The organism is Stenotrophomonas sp. S4, from assembly GCF_054187805.2.
The window spans coordinates 876,656-893,921 of record NZ_CM196188.1 but is presented as its reverse complement, the minus strand read 5'-3'; the positions used below and the strand labels follow the sequence as shown (position 1 = coordinate 893,921).

The window sequence follows — 17,266 nt, the reverse complement described above, 5'->3', positions numbered from 1 at the left end:
CTCTCTCCTTATGCCTTCGGACGCTTGGCGCCGTACTTGGAACGGGCCTGGCGACGCTTGGCAACGCCGGCGGCGTCGAGCGAGCCACGAACGGTGTGGTAACGCACACCCGGCAGGTCCTTGACGCGACCGCCGCGGATCAGGACCACGGAGTGCTCCTGCAGGTTGTGGCCTTCACCACCGATGTAGGAAATCACTTCTTCCTGGTTGGTCAGGCGGACCTTGGCAACCTTGCGCAGAGCCGAGTTCGGCTTCTTCGGAGTGGTGGTGTAGACACGGGTGCAGACGCCACGGCGCTGCGGGCACTTGTCGAGCGCCGGCGAGGCACTCTTGTAGGTGGTCGCTTGCCGCGGCTTGCGGACCAGCTGGTTGATCGTCGCCATCAGTAGGTTCTTCTGATTGGTGGCCGGAAAATCCGACCAGAGATGCGGAAATGTTAAAGCAGGCCAAAATTCTGGCCTGCTGAGACAGACGATTGTAGCAACCTGCCAGGAAAGCAGTCAAACGCCTCCTGTCAAGCCCGTCCCTGATCCCGGGACGTTACTGGGGGGCCTCCATGTACCCCGTTCAGGTTGACAGGGTCGACCGCGGACGATCTCCCCTGCCCTTTCCCAATCCCATCGATGGACCGATGGGGTGGTCCGGCCTTGCGGCCGGACCGGATACCTCATTCTTCGCCCGATGCCTGTTCAGCTTCGGCTTCAACCACCGGCGCCTCGACCGCAGCCGGGGTGCCGGCCAGGGTCTGCATTTCCGACTCGGTGAGACCGGAAGCGCCGCGGCGGCGGTTGCTGTGGTACGCCAGGCCGGTACCGGCCGGAATCAGGCGACCCACGATGACGTTTTCCTTCAGGCCACGCAGGTTGTCCGAGGTGCCGCGGACGGCCGCTTCGGTCAGCACGCGGGTGGTTTCCTGGAACGAAGCGGCCGAGATGAACGATTCGGTCGCCAGCGATGCCTTGGTGATACCCAGCAGGACCGGATCGAAGTGCGCCGGCAGCTCGTTGCGGGTCGACAGACGCGCATTTTCCTCGATAACGCGCTGACGCTCCACCTGTTCGCCGTTCAGGAACTTGCTGCTGCCCTGATCGGTGATCTCGACCTTGCGCAGCATCTGGCGGGTGATCACCTCGATGTGCTTGTCGTTGATCTTCACGCCCTGCAGGCGGTACACGTCCTGGATTTCCTTCACCAGGTAGGCCGCCAGCGGCTCGACACCCAGCAGGCGCAGGATGTCCTGCGGGCTCGGCTCGCCGTCCACGATGGTTTCACCCTTGGTGACATGCTCGCCTTCGAACACGATGACCTGGCGGTACTTCGGGATCAGCTCTTCGTGCTCCGAACCATCGGTGTCCTTGATGATCAGGCGCTGCTTGCCCTTGGTGTCCTTGCCGAAGCTGATGATGCCCGAACGCTCGGCCAGCACCGCCGGATCCTTCGGCTTGCGCGCTTCGAACAGGTCGGCCACGCGCGGCAGACCACCGGTGATGTCGCGGGTCTTCGACGCTTCCTGCGGGATCTTGGCAACGACGTCACCCACGCCCACCGGGGCGCCATCCTGCAGGTTGACGATCGAACGCGGCGGCAGCAGGTACTGCGCCGGCAGGTCGGTGCCCGGGATCGACAGGTCGTTGCCCTTGGCATCAACGATGCGCACGATCGGGCGCAGGTCCTTGGCCTGGGTACCACGACGCTTCGGATCGGTGATTTCGCGCGAAGCGAGGCCGGTCAGCTCGTCGGTCTTCTCGATGACGGTGATGCCGTCGACGAAGTCGATGAAGCGGATGAAGCCGGCCACTTCCGACACGATCGGGTGGTTATGCGGATCCCAGTTGGCCACGGTCTGGCCAGCCTTGATCGCATCACCGTCCTTGGACGTGATGGTCGCACCGTACGGCAGCTTGTAACGCTCACGCTCACGGCCGTGGGCATCGAGCACCGAGATTTCGCCCGAGCGCGACACTGCCACCAGCGAGCCATTGGCGTGCTCGACCGACTTGAGGTTGCTGAACTTGACCGAGCCGGTGGTCTTGACGGTGATGTTGTCGACCGCAGCAGCTCGCGACGCCGCACCACCGATGTGGAACGTACGCATGGTCAGCTGGGTACCCGGCTCACCGATGGACTGCGCGGCGATGACGCCGACCGCTTCACCGATGTTGACCAGGTGGCCACGGGCCAGATCGCGGCCGTAGCAGCGCGAGCAGACACCGAAGGCCGATTCGCAGGAGATGGTCGAGCGGACCTTGATGGTCTGCACGCCGGCATCTTCCAGCTTGGCGACCCAGGCCTCGTCGAGCAGGGTGTTGCGGGTGACGATCGGATCTTCGTCGTTGCCCGGCAGGAACACGTCCTCGGCAACCACGCGACCCAGCACGCGATCCTTCAGCGGCTCGACCACGTCGCCGCCTTCCACGATCGGGGTCATGATCAGGCCTTCGGTGGTACCGCAATCCACCTCGGTGATCACCACGTCCTGCGCGACGTCGACCAGACGACGGGTCAGGTAACCCGAGTTCGCGGTCTTCAGCGCGGTATCGGCCAGACCCTTACGGGCACCGTGGGTGGAGTTGAAGTACTCCTGCACGTTCAGGCCTTCGCGGAAGTTCGCCTTGATGGGCGTCTCGATGATCGAGCCGTCCGGGCGGGCCATCAGGCCACGCATGCCGGCCAGCTGACGGATCTGCGCCTGCGAACCACGCGCACCGGAGTCGGCCATGATGTACAGCGAGTTCATCGACTTCTGGTCGATGGTCTCACCCTTGGCATTGACGACCTTCTCGGTACCGATGGTGTCCATCATCGCCTTGGCGATGCGCTCGTTGGTGCGCGACCAGATGTCGACCACCTTGTTGTAGCGCTCGCCGGCGGTGACCAGGCCCGACTGGTACTGCTCCTGGATTTCCAGCACTTCGGCTTCGGCCTCGGTGAGGATGCCCTTCTTCTCGTCCGGGATCAGCATGTCATCGATGCCGATCGAAACGCCGGCGCGGGTCGCGTAGGCGAAGCCGGTGTACATCAGCTTGTCGGCGAACACGACCGTGTCCTTCAGGCCCAGCTGGCGGTAGCTGGAGTTGATCAGGCGGCTGATGTTCTTCTTGGTCAGCTCGGTGTTGGCCAGCGCGAACGGCAGGCCTTCCGGCAGGATTTCAGCCAGCAGGGCGCGGCCGATCGTGGTGTCCACGATCGAGGTCTTGTTCTGCTTGACGCCGTCTTCGTCGGTCACCACCTCGGTGATGCGGACCTTGACGCGCGCGTGCAGTTCCACCACGCGGTTGTCGTAGGCACGCTTCACTTCGGCGATGTTGGCGAAGGCCATGCCCTCGCCCTTCTTGTTTTCCAGCGAGCGGGTCATGTAGTACAGACCCAGCACGACGTCCTGCGACGGCACGATGATCGGCTCGCCGTTGGCCGGCGACAGGATGTTGTTGGTCGACATCATCAGCGCACGCGCTTCCAGCTGGGCTTCCAGCGAGAGCGGCACGTGGACGGCCATCTGGTCACCGTCGAAGTCGGCGTTGAACGCGGTGCAGACCAGCGGGTGCAGCTGGATGGCCTTGCCTTCGATCAGCACCGGCTCGAACGCCTGGATGCCCAGACGGTGCAGGGTCGGCGCACGGTTCAGCATCACCGGGTGCTCGCGGATGACCTCTTCCAGGATGTCCCAGACTTCGGCTTCTTCGCGCTCGACCAGCTTCTTGGCGGCCTTGATGGTGGTGGCCAGGCCACGACGCTGCAGCTTGGCGAAGACGAACGGCTTGAACAGCTCCAGCGCCATCTTCTTCGGCAGGCCGCACTGGTGCAGACGCAGGTACGGGCCGACCACGATGACCGAACGGCCCGAGTAGTCGACGCGCTTGCCGAGCAGGTTCTGGCGGAAGCGACCCTGCTTGCCCTTGATCATGTCGGCCAGCGACTTCAGCGGGCGCTTGTTGGTGCCGGTGATGGCACGGCCACGACGGCCGTTGTCCAGCAGCGCATCGACCGATTCCTGCAACATGCGCTTTTCATTGCGCACGATGATGTCCGGCGCGCTCAGTTCGAGCAGGCGGCGCAGGCGGTTGTTGCGGTTGATGACGCGGCGGTACAGGTCGTTCAGGTCGGAGGTCGCGAAGCGGCCGCCATCCAGCGGGACCAGCGGGCGCAGGTCCGGCGGCAGCACCGGCAGCACGGTCATGACCATCCATTCCGGACGGTTGCCCGATTCCAGGAAGGCTTCGATCAGCTTGATGCGCTTGGTGAGGCGCTTGAGCTTGGTTTCCGAACCCGTAGCGGCGATTTCCTCGCGCAGGCGGGTCATTTCCGACTGCAGGTCGATCGTGCGCAGCAGTTCGTACACGGCCTCGGCGCCCATGGCGGCGTCGAAGTCGTCACCGTGCTCCTGGCGGGCCTGCAGGTACTGTTCTTCGGTCAGCAGCTGGCGGCGTTCCAGGGCGGTCAGGCCCGGCTCGGTCACCACGTACGCTTCGAAGTACAGCACGCGCTCGATGTCACGCAGGGTCATGTCCAGCATCAGGCCGATGCGCGACGGCAGCGACTTCAGGAACCAGATGTGCGCGACCGGCGACGCCAGGTCGATGTGGCCCATGCGCTCACGACGCACCTTGGCCAGGGTCACTTCGGTGCCGCACTTTTCGCAGACAACGCCGCGGTGCTTCATGCGCTTGTACTTGCCGCACAGGCACTCGTAGTCCTTCACCGGGCCGAAGATGGCGGCGCAGAACAGGCCGTCGCGTTCCGGCTTGAAGGTACGGTAGTTGATGGTTTCCGGCTTCTTCACTTCGCCGAAGGACCACGAACGGATCAGGTCCGGCGAGGCCAGCGCGATCTTGATCGCGTCGAAGTCCAGCGTCTGGCGCTGCTGGTTGAAGAGGTTGAGCAGGTCTTTCATGGTGTTCTCCAGAAGGAGGAATGCTGTGTCGATGGGCTTTCAGTTGACTGCCAGCGGCGCGGCGGCGGAGGCCGCCGCGCCGGCATGGATCAGTTGTCTTCCAGTTCCATGTTGATGGCCAGCGAGCGGATTTCCTTCACGAGCACGTTGAAGGATTCCGGCATGCCCGCGACCATCTCGTGCTCACCGTCGACGATGTTCTTGTACATCTGGTTGCGGCCCTGCACGTCATCGGACTTCACCGTCAGCATTTCCTGCAGGGTGTAGGCCGCGCCGTAGGCTTCCAGCGCCCAGACTTCCATTTCACCGAAGCGCTGGCCGCCGAACTGCGCCTTGCCGCCCAGCGGCTGCTGGGTGACGAGCGAGTACGGGCCGGTCGAACGGGCGTGCATCTTGTCGTCGACCAGGTGGTTCAGCTTCAGGTAGTGCATGTAGCCAACGGTGGTGTGGCGATCGAAGGCTTCACCGGTGCGGCCGTCGTACAGCTGGGTCTGGCCACTGCTCGGCAGGTCGGCCAGTTCCAGCATGCGCTTGATTTCCGCTTCGGTGGCGCCGTCGAAGACCGGGGTGGCCATCGGCACGCCGTCGGTCAGGTTGCGGGCCAGGCGCAGCAGTTCCTCGTCGCTGAACTGCGACAGGTCGACACGGTTGGCCACGTTGGTGTCGTCGTGGTTGTAGATGTCGTCCAGGAACTTGCGCAGGTCGGCAACCGCCGCCTGGGCTTCCATCATCGCCTGGATCTTGCGACCCAGACCCTTGGCGGCCCAGCCCAGGTGCACTTCCAGGATCTGGCCGATGTTCATACGCGACGGCACGCCCAGTGGGTTCAGCACGATGTCCACGGTTTCGCCCGAGGCCATGTACGGCATGTCCTCGACCGGCACCACGTTGGAGACCACACCCTTGTTGCCGTGGCGGCCTGCCATCTTGTCGCCCGGCTGGATGCGGCGCTTCACGGCCAGGAACACCTTGACCATCTTCAGCACGCCCGGGGCGAGGTCGTCGCCGGCGGTGATCTTGCCGCGCTTGTCGGCGAAGCGACGCTCGAATTCCTTCTCGTGCGCCTGGATCTGCTTCTGGGCGCGCTCGATGGCTTCCGAAGCGTCCTCGTCCTTCATGCGCAGGGCGAACCAGTCAGCCTTCTTCAGGCCGTCCAGGAAGGCGTCGGTGATCACGTCACCCTTCTTCAGGCCAGCACCACCGTTGACCACCTTGCCCACGATCTGCGAACGCAGACGCATGTAGATGGCGGCTTCCAGGATGCGGAACTGGTCGTCGAAGTCCTTCTTGACGCGCTTGATTTCAGACTCTTCGATCTGGCGGGCGCGCTTGTCCTTCTCGATGCCGTCGCGGGTGAAGACCTGCACGTCGATGACGGTGCCGTCCATGCCCGGCGGAACGCGCAGCGAGCTGTCCTTAACGTCCGAAGCCTTCTCGCCGAAGATCGCGCGCAGCAGCTTCTCTTCCGGGGTCAGCTGGCTTTCGCCCTTCGGGGTGACCTTGCCGACCATGATGTCGCCGGCGCGGACTTCCGCACCGATGTACACCACGCCGCTCTCGTCCAGGCGGTTCAGCGCCTGCTCGGAGACGTTCGGGATGTCGGCGGAGATTTCCTCCGGCCCCAGCTTGGTGTCACGCGCGACGCAGGTCAGCTCTTCGATGTGGATCGTGGTGTAACGATCCTCTTCCACCACGCGCTCGGAGAGCAGGATGGAGTCTTCGAAGTTGTAGCCGTTCCACGGCATGAACGCGATCAGCATGTTCTGGCCCAGAGCCAGTTCGCCGATGTCGGTGGACGGACCGTCGGCCAGCACGTCGCCGCGGGCGATGACGTCACCCACCTGGACCAGCGGACGCTGGTTGATGCAGGTGTTCTGGTTCGAACGGGTGTACTTGACCAGGTTGTAGATGTCCACGCCTGCGTCGGTGGCGCCAACGATCTCTTCCTCGTTGACCTTGACCACGATGCGGGCCGCGTCGATCTGCACGATCTCGCCACCACGACGGGCGTTCACGGTCACACCGGAGTCACGCGCCACGGCGCGCTCGATGCCGGTACCGACCAGCGGCTTCTGCGCACGCAGGGTCGGCACGGCCTGACGCTGCATGTTGGCGCCCATCAGTGCGCGGTTGGCGTCATCGTGCTCCAGGAACGGAACCAGCGCGGCCGCGATCGACACGGTCTGCATCGGCGAGACGTCCATGAAGTGGACTTCCGCCGGCGGCTTCAGCAGCGATTCGCCCTGGAAGCGGCACGGAACGAACTGCTCGGTCAGCACGCTGTCGGCATTGGTCAGGGCGTTGGCCTGCGCAATGACGTACTCGTTCTCTTCGATCGCCGACAGGAACTCGACTTCGTCATAGACCTTGCCGTCCACGACCTTGCGGTACGGGGTCTCGAGGAAACCGTACTGGTTGGTGCGGGCGTACACGGCCAGCGAGTTGATCAGGCCGATGTTCGGGCCTTCCGGGGTTTCGATGGTGCAGACGCGGCCGTAATGGGTCGGGTGCACGTCGCGCACTTCGAAGCCGGCGCGCTCACGGGTCAGACCGCCCGGGCCCAGGGCCGAGACGCGACGCTTGTGCGTCACTTCCGACAGCGGGTTGTTCTGGTCCATGAACTGCGACAGCTGCGAGGAGCCGAAGAACTCCTTGATGGCAGCGGCGACCGGCTTGGCGTTGATCAGCTCCTGCGGGGTCAGGCCTTCCGACTCGGCCATCGACAGGCGCTCCTTGACCGCGCGCTCGACGCGGACCAGGCCGACGCGGAACACGTTCTCGGCCATTTCGCCGACCGAACGCACGCGACGATTGCCCAGGTGATCGATGTCATCGACCACGCCGCGACCGTTGCGGATCTCGGTCAGGACCTTGATCACGTCCAGGATGTCGGAGCTGTCGCCGTGGGCAGCGACCAGGCGCTTGGACTCTTCGTCGTTGCGCTCACCGAAGTACTTGCTGTCGTACAGCACGGCTTCGCCGGTGGTTTCCTTGCGGCCCACGCGACGGTTGAACTTCATGCGGCCGACCGCGGACAGGTCGTAGCGCTCGAAGGTGAAGAACAGGTTGTGGAACAGGTTCTGCGCGGCATCCTTGGTCGGCGGCTCGCCCGGACGCATCATGCGGTAGATCTCGACCAGGGCTTCCAGCTGGGTCTTGGTCGGGTCGATGCGCAGGGTGTTGGACAGGTACGGGCCACGATCCAGATCGTTCACCCACAGGGTGCCCACGGCATCCACACCGGCCTTGCGGAAGGCCTGCAGCTGCTCGTCGGTGATCTCGTCATTGGCCTGCGCCAGCAGTTCGCCGGTCGAGGCGTCGACCACGTCGTGCGACAGGATGCGGCCGACGATGTAGTCGTCCGGCACGGCCAGGGCAGCGATGCCCGAGGCTTCCAGCTGCTTGATGTGGCGCGCGGTGATGCGCTTGCCGGCTTCCACGATGACCTTGTCGCCGTCGGCGAGGTCGAAGCCCAGGGTTTCGCCACGCAGGCGCTCCGGCACCAGCTCCAGCTGGACGCCTTCATCCGGGTTGATGTGGAAGGTGTTGATCTCGAAGAACTCGGCCAGCATCTCTTCGTTGCTGTAGCCAAGCGCGCGCAGCAGGATCGACACCGGCAGCTTGCGGCGACGGTCGATACGGGTGAACAGCGCGTCCTTCGGGTCGAACTCGAAGTCCAGCCAGGAACCGCGGTAAGGAATGATGCGGGCGCTGTACAGCAGCTTGCCCGAGCTGTGGGTCTTGCCGCGGTCGTGGTCGAAGAACACGCCCGGCGAGCGGTGCAGCTGCGAGACGATGACGCGCTCGGTGCCGTTGACGATGAAGGTGCCGTTTTCGGTCATCAGCGGGATTTCGCCCAGATAGACCTCCTGCTCCTTCACGTACTTGATGGCCTTGGTCGACGACTCACGGTCGTAGATCACCAGGCGCACGGTCACGCGCAGCGGGGCGCCGTAGCTCATGCCGCGCTGGCGGCACTCACGCTCGTCGAAGACCGGTTCGCCCAGCTTGTAGCCGACGTATTCCAGGGCGGCATTGCCGCTGTAGCTGGCGATCGGGAAGACCGACTTCAGCGCAGCGTGCAGGCCGTGGTCCGTGCGCTTGGCCGGATCGACGTTTTCCTGCAGGAATTCACGATAGGAATCCACCTGGATGGCGAGCAGGAACGGCACTTCGAGAATCGAGCGCTGCTTGCCGAAATCCTTGCGGATACGCTTTTTTTCGGTGAACGAATAGGACGTCATGAGGTCTTCCACCTTGTTGTGCGGATCGTGCGCCCACGATCCGAAGGGAACTTGAAATTGTCAGTTGGAAGTCGCTGGTATTGCCGGCACCAGCACGCCTTCTCCCGCTACTTCCAACTGCCAACTCGTCTGCTACCACTCCCCCGCTGCCGCGCCGTGCGCTGGCCTGCCGGGGTTTGACTGCAGCCCGTGTTGGGCTTTTTCCTGCTGTTTTTCACACCCACGCAGAGCGTGGATCTACAACACCGCAACAACGACCAAAGGCCGGGGGCTTACGCCCCCAGCCTTGGCTGCATCGCCGTGAATCGGTGACGATGCAAGGTAACTGCTTACTTGACTTCGACAGTCGCGCCAGCAGCTTCCAGGTCCTTCTTCATCTTCTCGGCTTCGTCCTTCGAAGCGTTGTCCTTCAGGACGCCGCCGGCTTCGGCCAGGTCCTTCGCTTCCTTCAGGCCCAGGCCGGTGATGGCGCGGACGGCCTTGATGACTTCGACCTTCTTCTCGCCGGCAGTCTTCAGGGTGACGACGAATTCGGTCTGCTCTTCAACAGCAGCAGCCGGGCCAGCGGCAGCAGCCACGGCGACCGGAGCAGCGGCGGAGACGCCGAACTTCTCTTCGATGGCCTTGACCAGCTCCATCACTTCCATCAGGGACTTCTCGGCGATGGCGTCGACGATCTGTTCGTTGGTAAGGGACATGATTAATACCTTTGGATGATTTTCTGGGTTGAGGTTCCGTCAGGAACCACGGTAAGTCGAAACTCAGGCGGTCTCGGCGGCCGGCTCGGCAGCGTCGGCGGCGACATCGCCACCACCCTGCTTCTCGCCAACGGCCTTGATGGCGCGGGCAAACATCGTGACCGGCTCGGTCAGGACGCGGGCCAGCATGGCCAGGGCCTGGTCGCGGGTCGGCAGCGATGCCAGCACGTCGACGTGGCTCGCCGGGAACACTTCACCACCGATGGCGACGACCTTAGCCTTCAGCTTGTCGTTGCCCTTGGCGGCTTCCTTGATCAGGCGACCGGCAGCGCCGGGCTCCTCGAGCGAGAACGCGTACAGCAGCGGACCAACCATCTGGTCCTGTGCGACTGCGAACTCGGTGCCTTCAACGGCGCGCGAAGCCAGGGTGTTCTTGACAACCTTCAAGAAAACACCGGTTTCACGAGCCTGCTTGCGCATCGCGGTCATCTGGGCGACCGTGGTGCCAGCGTATTCGGCTGCGATCAAGGAGTGGGCCTTGGCGGCGACGTCTGCCAGCTCGGCGACTACTTCTTGCTTCTGGGACAGATTGAGAGCCATTGCACTCCTCCTATTGAACTCCGCTTACGGCTCCTGCCGTGTGCGGTCCTGTGCGGCATCCGTCCTGGACGCCGGGAACATCGGGATGATGTTCCGGGGGTGGGCCGTTCTAGACCTGGAGTGGGCCAACCTGGGAAACCCAGACGTGCGTGAACCAGAAAAACTCCAGAAGGGCACCATCTACGCAGGGTGATTCCGGGGAATCGATTAAGCGCTCATGACTGCTCCGGCGGCGACTCCTTGCCAGATCGAGCTTCCGTGCCCGTCGCCGGTATTGCCACGACCGCGCCTGCGGTCTTTGACGGCTACCGCGGGCGATGCACTGCCAGCGATGCCTTCAAATGTCACGGTCACGGCACCGAAGGTACCGTGACCGCTTGAAACAATTACTTCAGGGTCAGCGACGACTGGTCGACGGTGACGCCCGGGCCCATCGTCGAGCTGACCGAAACCTTCTGCAGGTAGGTGCCCTTCGAGGTGGCCGGCTTGGCCTTGATCAGGTCCAGCAGCAGCGCGGTCAGGTTCGACTTCAGCGCGTCTTCGGCGAAGTCGGCCTTGCCGATGGTGCAGTGGATGATGCCGGCCTTGTCGGTGCGGTAACGGACCTGACCCGACTTGGCGTTCTTCACGGCTTCGCCCGGGTTCGGGGAAACGGTGCCGACCTTCGGGTTCGGCATCAGGCCGCGCGGGCCCAGCACGGTGCCCAGCTTACCGACGACGCGCATGGCGTCCGGGGTCGCGATGACGACGTCGTAGTTCAGATCACCGGCCTGCATCTTCTCGGCCAGGTCATCCATACCGACGGCTTCGGCGCCAGCGGCCAGGGCTTCGTCAGCCTTGGCACCGGCCGGAGCGAACACGGCGACGCGGACCGACTTGCCGGTACCGGCCGGCAGCACGGTGGAGCCACGGACCTGCTGGTCGGACTTCTTCGCATCGACGCCCAGGCGCACGGCAACGTCGATCGACTCGACGAACTTGGCCTTGGTGGCGCTCTTCAGGATGTTGATCGCGTCCTCGAAGGCGTACGCCTTGCCCGGAACGACGGCGGCCTTGATGGCCTTCTCACGCTTGGTCTGTGCCATCTTATTAACCCTCCACCACGAGGCCCATGGAACGGGCAGAGCCAGCGATGGTACGCACGGCGGCGTCCAGGTCGGCGGCAGTCAGATCCGGTTCCTTCGCCTTGGCGATCTCTTCCAGCTGCTTACGGGTGACCTTGCCGACCTTCTCGGTGTTCGGGCGCTTGGAGCCCGACGAGATGCCAGCGGCCTTCTTCAGCAGGGTGGTAGCCGGGGTGCTCTTGGTGATGAAGGTGAACGTACGGTCCGAGTAGGCCGTGATGATCACCGGAACCGGCAGACCCGGCTCGAGCTTCTGCGTGGCAGCGTTGAACGCCTTGCAGAATTCCATGATGTTCAGACCACGCTGACCCAGCGCAGGACCGACCGGCGGCGAGGGGTTGGCCTGACCGGCCTTCACCTGCAGCTTGATGTAACCGACAACTTTCTTTGCCATGTGAGTGCTCTCCGGGTGCTAGCGCCTTTCGACAACAGGCTCCCCATCGGACCGGGAATCACGCGTCCCGGCATCGCGTTTTGAAATCATGCTGAAGGCCACCTTGCGGCGGCCTCGTCCTGCTGGCCTTCCCAGCGGGAAGCCGCGCACTATAACAGGTTTTTTCTTCACATGCCTGAAGCGGCAGGTAAACGAACGAAACCGGGCCAGGCCCGGTTTCTGGTCCGGAGTCGAGCATGGCTCGACTCTACAGACGGGTCAGACGGCCTTTTCGACCTGGCCGAACTCGAGCTCGACCGGGGTGGCACGACCGAAGATCAGCACCGAGACGCGCAGGCGGCTCTTCTCGTAGTTGACTTCTTCGACGACGCCATTGAAATCGTTGAACGGACCGTCGGTGACGCGGACCATCTGGCCCGGCTCGAACAGCACCTTCGGACGCGGCTTCTCGACGCCTTCCTGAACGCGATTCAGGATGGCCTCGGCCTCGGAATCGGCGATCGGCAACGGACGATCGGCAGTGCCGCCGATGAAACCCATCACGCGCGGGGTTTCCTTGACCAGGTGCCAGCTTTCGTTGTCGATGCGCGGGATGCCGGCTTCTTCGTGGGTCTCGATCTGGACCAGCACGTAACCCGGGAAGAACTTGCGCTCGGAGCGGCGCTTCTGGCCAGCGCGCATCTCGACCACTTCTTCGGTCGGGACCAGGACGTCGCCGAAGCGCTCTTCCATGCCGTCACGGACGATGCGATCGCGCAGAGCCTGCGCCACCGACTTCTCGAAGCCCGAATAGGCGTGAACGACGTACCAACGCTTCATGCAATTCTCCTTAGCGGCTCAGGAACCACTGAGTCAGTTTCTGGATCAGGAAGTCGAAGCCACCCAGCAGCAGGCTGAGGATGAGCACCACGACGATCACGACCCACGTCATGCGGATGGCTTCCTGGCGCGTCGGCCAGACCACCTTGCGCAGTTCGAAGCGCGACTCGGAGAGGAATTCGCGGGTGTCGCGCCCCTTGCCGGTCAGCATGAACACGCCGATACCGCCAACCAGACCGACCACGACCGCCAACGCACGCAGCTGACCTGCCCACGCACCCAGCTGGGCGGCGCGACCAGAGTCGACAGAGAACCAGAACCAGACGAACAGACCGGCCAGCACCAGCAGCGATGCGGCGACATACTTGACGATATCCCCACCGTGGGCGGAGTTGTCCTTGGAGTGTTCGATCTTGCTATTCATCCGGCTGTGTCTGCTTTAGCGGCCCAGGCCGCTGGATAAGGTGGGCAGATGGCACGCCAGGAGGGACTCGAACCCCCAACCTGCGGTTTTGGAGACCGCTGCTCTGCCAATTGAGCTACTGGCGTACGTTGAAAACTTGCCTTCCCTTAGACGGCGAAGGCGGACCGAGGTTCCCGGCCCGCCATTCGCGTAACCGGCGGCGCTATGCAACCACCGGTACTGCAGGCTTACTCGATGATCTTCGAGACCACGCCGGCGCCGACGGTACGGCCGCCTTCGCGGATGGCGAAGCGCAGGCCTTCGTCCATGGCCACCGGGTTGATCAGGGTGACGACCATCTTGACGTTGTCACCCGGCATCACCATTTCGACGCCTTCCGGCAGTGCAGCGGCGCCGGTGATGTCGGTGGTGCGGAAGTAGAACTGCGGACGGTAGCCGTTGAAGAACGGGGTGTGACGGCCGCCCTCGTCCTTCGACAGGACGTAGACTTCGCCTTCGAACTTGGTGTGCGGCTTGATCGTGCCCGGCTTGGCCAGCACCTGGCCACGCTCGACGTCGTCACGCTTGGTGCCGCGCAGCAGCAGGCCAGCGTTGTCGCCTGCCTGACCCTGGTCCAGCAGCTTGCGGAACATTTCAACGCCGGTGACGGTGGTCTTCTGCACCGGACGGATGCCGACGATTTCGATTTCGTCGCCAACCTTGATCACGCCGCGCTCGATACGACCGGTCACCACGGTGCCGCGGCCCGAGATCGAGAACACGTCTTCCACCGGCATCAGGAACGGCTTGTCGATCGCACGCTCCGGCTCCGGAATCCAGCTGTCCAGCGCGTCGACCAGCTTCAGGATGGCCGGCACGCCGATGTCGCTCTGGTCGCCTTCCAGCGCCAGGCGGGCCGAACCGGCGATGATCGGGGTGTCGTCGCCCGGGAACTCGTACTTGCTCAGCAGTTCGCGCACTTCCATCTCGACCAGCTCGAGCAGCTCGGCGTCGTCGACCATGTCGGCCTTGTTCAGGAACACGACGATGTACGGCACGCCGACCTGGCGCGACAGCAGGATGTGTTCACGGGTCTGCGGCATCGGGCCGTCAGCGGCCGAGCACACCAGGATCGCGCCGTCCATCTGGGCGGCACCGGTGATCATGTTCTTGACGTAGTCAGCGTGGCCCGGGCAATCGACGTGGGCGTAGTGACGGATCGGGGATTCGTATTCGACGTGCGCGGTCGAGATCGTGATACCACGCGCCTTTTCTTCCGGCGCGGCGTCGATCGAGGAGTAATCCTTGAACTCGCCACCGAAGCGCTCGGCACCGATCTTGGTCAGTGCGGCGGTCAGCGTGGTCTTGCCGTGGTCGACGTGACCGATGGTGCCGACATTGACGTGCGGCTTGGTGCGCTCGAACTTACCCTTGGCCATGGCTGCTTATCTCGAATTCGTCTGAGAGGTGATGCTTAAGATGGTGCTCACGAAAGGAATCGAACCTTCGACCTCTTCCTTACCAAGGAAGTGCTCTACCGACTGAGCTACGTGAGCCGAGTTTTGCATTATGACATGAACTCGATAAGATTCAAAGTTCATTCAATGGAGCGGGAGACGGGAATCGAACCCGCACCATCAGCTTGGAAGGCTGAGGTTCTACCATTGAACTACTCCCGCGCCGGGAATGTCACAACGTGAAACTGGTGGAGGGAGGTGGATTCGAACCACCGAAGGCGTAAGCCAGCAGATTTACAGTCTGCCCCCGTTGGCCGCTTGGGTATCCCTCCTTACCACCCCATTCCGTTGCCGCCGAAGCGTTGCGGTGTGTGGTGGTGAGCCGCTTATTCTGCTGATGGGACGGGGGCCTGTCAACGCTTTTTTCCATCTTTTTCACACGTTGTCGCAAACCCATTGATACGCAAGGTTATTGCCCGGGGAGCGGCAGGGTCTCGCTGGCGAAAATTGCGACATGAGGGACACCGTCGGCGCCGATCCAGCCCCGATACATGCCCTGGGTGTTGAAGGGCGTGGCCATTTTGCCGTCTGCGGCGAGCACGATCGCACCGCCGTCGCCGCCCATCTGCGGAATCGTCTCGTTGATGACGCCCTTGCCGGCCTGCTCCGGGGTCTGCCCCTGGTAGCGCATGCGCGCGCAGATCTCGTGCGCGGCCGCGGTGCGGATGTAGTACTCGCCCCAACCGGTGCCCGATACCGCACAGCGCGCATCGGCCCAGGTGCCGGCGCCGATGATCGGCGAGTCACCCACCCGGCCATAGCGCTTGTTGGTCATGCCGCCCGTGGAAGTACCGGCGGCCAGCTGCCCCTGCGCATCCAGCGCGACGGCACCGACGGTACCGAAGTGCTTTGCGGTCTCCAGGTCTGCATGCGCCTGGCCATTGGCCTCTTCCTTCAACGCACGCTGCAGCTGCTGCCAGCGCTTCTCCGTGCGGAAGTACGACGGATCAACCAGGGTAATGCCCTGCTCCACCGCGAAGGCTTCGGCGCCCTGCCCGACCATCATCACGTGGCTGGACTTCTGCATCACGGTCTGCGCCAGCAGGATCGGGTTGCGCACCCGCTGCACGCCGGCCACCGCACCTGCTGCCTGGGTGGCGCCGTCCATTACTGCGGCGTCCAGCTCGTTGTGGCCGTCATGGGTGAACACCGCGCCCTTGCCGGCGTTGAAGGTCGGATCGTCCTCCAGCACGGTGATCGCCGCAGTGACCGCTGCAAGCGCCGGGCGGCCGGCCGCCAGTTCGGCATGGCCCTTCAGCAGTGCGGCGCGCAACGCTTCGCGCGCGGCCTTTTCTTCTGCCGGCGACAGGTCCTTGCGCTCGACGCCGGCGCCGCCATGGATGACCAGCAGCGGCGACGTCGCCGGTGCGGCCTGGGCTAGCAACGGCAGGGACAGCAGCGCGGAAAGCGCCAAGCGCAGTTTCATCAGGTACGTCTCCAGCAGGACGAGGGAATGGATTGCAGGGTAGTGCCGGCCGCTGGCCGGCAAGGGGCGCATCAGGAAAGGTGAGTTGCCGGCCAGCGGCCGGCACTTTCGGGAAGATCATTGACGGACGACTTCAATCTCGCCGTCACTGACGTCGGCCACGGCCTGGTAGTCGGCCTCGGCCTGGAAGTCATCCAGGCGCATGCGGCTGCCGCTGGCGACCACGGTCACCGGAACAGCATGGAAGCGCAGTGGTTCGCCCTCGACTAGGCGGTCGGCATCGCGACCGGGGCTGACCACCCAGACCTTGCCTTCGCCATCAGCGCTGTAGACCTGGGCCCGGCCATCGGGCTCCACGCACAGGGCGGTGTCCTCATCAACGCCAATGCCGACGATGTCGGGGTCACCACTGTCCTGCGCGGCGCGTGCCACGAACACGATGAGGCGGCCAAGGCGGTCACGCTTGTCGAAATGGGTGTCGGTGACCACGCGCTGCAGGTAGGGCATCTGCAGGAAGCCACTGTCCATGGTGACTGCGCTGCCCATCGGATCGGCCAGCGCACCGGCCGAGCTGATGCTGCCGCCATCCATGGCGCCATAGGCATAGCCGCCGAGGATGGCCAGGCCGGCGCTGGTACCGGCAATCGGCTTGCCGGCGCGTACATGGGCGTTGAGCGCGCGGTTGAGTGCGGTGCCCTTCCAGAAGCGGATGTAGCGCGACTGGTCGCCGCCGGCAATGAAGATGGCATCGGCCGCAGCGACCACGCGCAGCACGGCTGGATCATCGGCGCCACGGCGGCTGTCGAAGACCAGGGTCTGTACCGCGGTGGTGCCGCCGATCTCGCGGTACAGGCGGTCCTGCAGTTCATCGCCGCCGGAGGCACGCAGGATCAGCACACGGCCATTGCCGGCCTGCTTCAACCACCACTGGAAGGCGTCCGGCACCCACTCGCCACCGCCCATCAGCATCATCGCGGGCGCACGCGGGCCGGGGCGTGGGGCCTCAAGGTCGCCGACCTCGTAATAGGCGAAGCCGGGGCCCTGCAGGTCCTGCGCGGGCGCGGCCAATGGCCAGGCCAGCACCAGCAGCGCCAACCAGGCAACGGGGGTACGCAGGGTCCGGTGAAGGCGTCGCATCTTGATCTCCCTG

General features: G+C 64.0%; 12 protein-coding genes and 4 tRNA genes. All 16 read right to left on the bottom strand.

What is annotated here, in order from left to right; genetic code table 11:
* Positions 1 to 8: 8 nt before the first annotated feature.
* Positions 9 to 383: a 30S ribosomal protein S12 gene (gene rpsL / locus ACUZUJ_RS03980; RefSeq protein ID WP_004145320.1), complete on the bottom strand. Its 375-nt coding sequence runs from the start codon at positions 381 to 383 to the stop codon at positions 9 to 11.
* A gap of 284 nt (positions 384 to 667) precedes the next feature.
* Positions 668 to 4,891: a DNA-directed RNA polymerase subunit beta' gene (rpoC, locus tag ACUZUJ_RS03975; RefSeq protein WP_049446767.1), complete on the bottom strand. Its 4,224-nt coding sequence runs from the start codon at positions 4,889 to 4,891 to the stop codon at positions 668 to 670.
* Positions 4,892 to 4,980: 89 nt separating this feature from the next.
* Entirely contained in the window at positions 4,981 to 9,135 is a 4,155-nt protein-coding gene (rpoB, locus tag ACUZUJ_RS03970) for a DNA-directed RNA polymerase subunit beta (protein ID WP_049446770.1), read from the bottom strand.
* 329 nt (positions 9,136 to 9,464) lie between these two features.
* Entirely contained in the window at positions 9,465 to 9,833 is a 369-nt protein-coding gene (gene rplL / locus ACUZUJ_RS03965) for a 50S ribosomal protein L7/L12 (protein WP_014036098.1), read from the bottom strand.
* 63 nt (positions 9,834 to 9,896) lie between these two features.
* Complete coding sequence (gene rplJ / locus ACUZUJ_RS03960; RefSeq protein WP_005408203.1) at positions 9,897 to 10,433, bottom strand: 50S ribosomal protein L10; 537 nt, start codon at positions 10,431 to 10,433, stop codon at positions 9,897 to 9,899.
* A 386-nt stretch (positions 10,434 to 10,819) separates the two neighbouring features.
* Positions 10,820 to 11,518, bottom strand: coding sequence for a 50S ribosomal protein L1 (gene rplA, locus ACUZUJ_RS03955; protein WP_004154350.1), 699 nt, complete (start codon positions 11,516 to 11,518; stop codon positions 10,820 to 10,822).
* Between the two features lie 4 nt (positions 11,519 to 11,522).
* Positions 11,523 to 11,951 carry a 50S ribosomal protein L11 gene (rplK, locus tag ACUZUJ_RS03950; RefSeq protein ID WP_004145248.1) on the bottom strand — a complete coding sequence of 143 codons (429 nt, stop codon included), beginning with the start codon at positions 11,949 to 11,951 and terminating at the stop codon, positions 11,523 to 11,525.
* A gap of 258 nt (positions 11,952 to 12,209) precedes the next feature.
* A complete protein-coding gene (gene nusG, locus ACUZUJ_RS03945) occupies positions 12,210 to 12,770 on the bottom strand; it encodes a transcription termination/antitermination protein NusG (RefSeq protein ID WP_004154362.1) in 561 nt (186 codons plus the stop codon).
* A 10-nt stretch (positions 12,771 to 12,780) separates the two neighbouring features.
* On the bottom strand, positions 12,781 to 13,194 hold the full coding sequence (gene secE / locus ACUZUJ_RS03940) for a preprotein translocase subunit SecE (protein ID WP_458220737.1): 414 nt from the start codon (positions 13,192 to 13,194) through the stop codon (positions 12,781 to 12,783).
* Positions 13,195 to 13,243: 49 nt separating this feature from the next.
* Positions 13,244 to 13,319 (bottom strand) — tRNA-Trp (locus tag ACUZUJ_RS03935).
* Between the two features lie 102 nt (positions 13,320 to 13,421).
* Entirely contained in the window at positions 13,422 to 14,612 is a 1,191-nt protein-coding gene (gene tuf / locus ACUZUJ_RS03930) for an elongation factor Tu (RefSeq protein WP_014036096.1), read from the bottom strand.
* A gap of 41 nt (positions 14,613 to 14,653) precedes the next feature.
* Positions 14,654 to 14,729: transfer RNA gene (locus ACUZUJ_RS03925), tRNA-Thr, on the bottom strand.
* A 49-nt stretch (positions 14,730 to 14,778) separates the two neighbouring features.
* A tRNA-Gly gene (locus tag ACUZUJ_RS03920) sits at positions 14,779 to 14,852 on the bottom strand.
* A gap of 24 nt (positions 14,853 to 14,876) precedes the next feature.
* Positions 14,877 to 14,962 (bottom strand) — tRNA-Tyr (locus ACUZUJ_RS03915).
* A 137-nt stretch (positions 14,963 to 15,099) separates the two neighbouring features.
* A complete protein-coding gene (locus ACUZUJ_RS03910; protein WP_101766377.1) occupies positions 15,100 to 16,116 on the bottom strand; it encodes an isoaspartyl peptidase/L-asparaginase family protein in 1,017 nt (338 codons plus the stop codon).
* Between the two features lie 117 nt (positions 16,117 to 16,233).
* Positions 16,234 to 17,253: a cyanophycinase gene (locus ACUZUJ_RS03905; protein WP_014036094.1), complete on the bottom strand. Its 1,020-nt coding sequence runs from the start codon at positions 17,251 to 17,253 to the stop codon at positions 16,234 to 16,236.
* Positions 17,254 to 17,266: the final 13 nt, after the last annotated feature.

Coding starts and splice junctions, on each gene's coding strand:
- rplK (WP_004145248.1), bottom strand. CDS start 11,951: ATGGCAAAGAAAGTTGTCGGTTACATCAAGCTGCAGGTGAAGGCCGGT.
- secE (WP_458220737.1), bottom strand. CDS start 13,194: ATGAATAGCAAGATCGAACACTCCAAGGACAACTCCGCCCACGGTGGG.
- rplJ (WP_005408203.1), bottom strand. CDS start 10,433: ATGGCTCTCAATCTGTCCCAGAAGCAAGAAGTAGTCGCCGAGCTGGCA.
- ACUZUJ_RS03905 (WP_014036094.1), bottom strand. CDS start 17,253: ATGCGACGCCTTCACCGGACCCTGCGTACCCCCGTTGCCTGGTTGGCG.
- tuf (WP_014036096.1), bottom strand. CDS start 14,612: ATGGCCAAGGGTAAGTTCGAGCGCACCAAGCCGCACGTCAATGTCGGC.
- ACUZUJ_RS03910 (WP_101766377.1), bottom strand. CDS start 16,116: ATGAAACTGCGCTTGGCGCTTTCCGCGCTGCTGTCCCTGCCGTTGCTA.
- rpoB (WP_049446770.1), bottom strand. CDS start 9,135: ATGACGTCCTATTCGTTCACCGAAAAAAAGCGTATCCGCAAGGATTTC.
- rplA (WP_004154350.1), bottom strand. CDS start 11,518: ATGGCACAGACCAAGCGTGAGAAGGCCATCAAGGCCGCCGTCGTTCCG.
- rplL (WP_014036098.1), bottom strand. CDS start 9,833: ATGTCCCTTACCAACGAACAGATCGTCGACGCCATCGCCGAGAAGTCC.
- rpsL (WP_004145320.1), bottom strand. CDS start 383: ATGGCGACGATCAACCAGCTGGTCCGCAAGCCGCGGCAAGCGACCACC.
- nusG (WP_004154362.1), bottom strand. CDS start 12,770: ATGAAGCGTTGGTACGTCGTTCACGCCTATTCGGGCTTCGAGAAGTCG.
- rpoC (WP_049446767.1), bottom strand. CDS start 4,891: ATGAAAGACCTGCTCAACCTCTTCAACCAGCAGCGCCAGACGCTGGAC.